The sequence below is a fragment of the Photobacterium sp. SP02 genome (assembly GCF_038519165.1).
Classification (GTDB): Bacteria; Pseudomonadota; Gammaproteobacteria; order Enterobacterales; family Vibrionaceae; genus Photobacterium; species Photobacterium halotolerans.
Genome location: NZ_JASJOJ010000133.1, coordinates 1 through 1,723 on the forward strand (window position 1 = coordinate 1; position 1,723 = coordinate 1,723).

Below are 1,723 nucleotides of genomic sequence, written 5' to 3' on the forward strand. Positions count from 1 at the left end.
GGGCCGGTTGTAGGCGCTCCCGGCGCCGACAACCTAAAAATTCGTCCTGAATTTTTCCCTGTGGGAGTGCCATCAATATACATTTTCAATCCGTCATTTTCGCGACAGGCGGGAATCCATGCGGCGAATTCATTTTTTGCGGCTGGGTGAGTATGTCGCGCTTGAGTTCGGTGGCTTACTTGGCATTCATGAATGCGCGCCAGGCACTCTTTAGCCCGATAAAGAGTGCCCAGAAAGCCCTTTTTATTCTTTGACGCTGTCCGGGACGGTTGTAGGCGCTCCCGGCGCCGACAACCTAAAAATTCGTCCTGACTTTTTCCCTGTGTGAGTGCCATCAATGTACATTTTCAACCCGTCAATTCCGCGACAGGCGGGAATCCATGCAGTGAGTGTGATTTTTGCGGTCGGTCATGAATCATAAAAAAGTCCATAACATCAATTGGGTAGCCTAAGTGATTTGGGTAGGATACATGATAAGATGTCGTATAACTTACTGATGGATTTATATAAATAAGTATGAATTATATAAATCCATCAATCATTTAGGTTGGCTTCATCAAGAATAGTTATACGACAGAGTTATGCGACATGATATCGTTGAATAAAATGTTAGGCTCTTTGGTGCATTACGGAGCACAGTAGATAAGGATTATTAATGAATCGAGCAAAGATGACATTTCTAGAGTTGGTTTTTCCGCCAATGTCCAATCAGGAAGCCCATCATTTTAGGGATCAGCCAGCGGCTGAACATATGAAAAATAGTGACTTTTATATGATAGGCGGGAAACCTAAATCTAAATTCACAAATGTTACGTTGGATGAGAAAAGCTTTACGATATCTTTTAATATTTGTATTGGTGATAAGCAGAAAAGCTCAGGTGAAATAAATATCACCCAGCTTGAATCTATCGCTAGATTTGATGGGCGAAAGCTTGATCTTTCTCTTAAAGAAGATGCTATAGAGATTTTACATAAAAAAGAGGGTGTTAACTATATTGTAGAAAGGTTTACACCTGAAAATATCCTTTGGTTCAGATCTAGGAACTTCAATGGGATATCTGGAATAAATAATTATGATGAACTGTTTTGCTACGACTTGCTATACATTGGTATTGCAAAGGTTGGTGATAGCTATGACAGACTTATAAAAAAAGGCCATCATGCTCGGCAAGCAATTTTATCAAATGAACCTCAGCGATACCCCGGTGCTAGAGTTTCTGACGAGATATTTCTTTTCCTGTTTCGCTTAGAGCCGCTATATATAACAACTATCGGAGGAGATGATGAAATCGGCGACAATGATTTGGACTTTGACTACCAACATAAACAATTAGTTGCTGATGCTGAAAAGGCATTTGTTAGCCTGCTACAACCCAATTATAACGTTGTGAAATTTAACCAATATCCCAAAGGTGCGGATGGCCTTTATGACTCGAATTTAGATCGATACTCTTATTCAATCGGCGAGGCGATTACTTTTAATACTGCTCATGGAAAAATTAAGGGGGGTAGATCTAGCACTTTAGGAGGGCTAACAAACAAGGCTGACTTTATATCAGTAGATAAAAAAGAGTCAAAACTCTTCATCTCAGGAGTAGATTTTCCTGATAGTGAGTGGTTAGCCTAACAAACGCATCAATTCCCAACGAGGGTGTTCATAGTTCTGTGTCAGCATAAGTCACAGATCCACATATTGATCGACCCTGTTCGGGAAGTGGAGGCT

At 40.7% G+C, this 1,723-nt stretch carries 1 protein-coding gene; it reads left to right on the forward strand.

The window, feature by feature from the left end:
- The first annotated feature begins 655 nt into the window (after nt 1–655).
- Nucleotides 656–1,627 (forward strand): hypothetical protein, encoded by a 972-nt coding sequence (locus P0Y67_RS22555; protein ID WP_342393686.1) that lies wholly within the window; start codon nt 656–658, stop codon nt 1,625–1,627.
- Nucleotides 1,628–1,723: the final 96 nt, after the last annotated feature.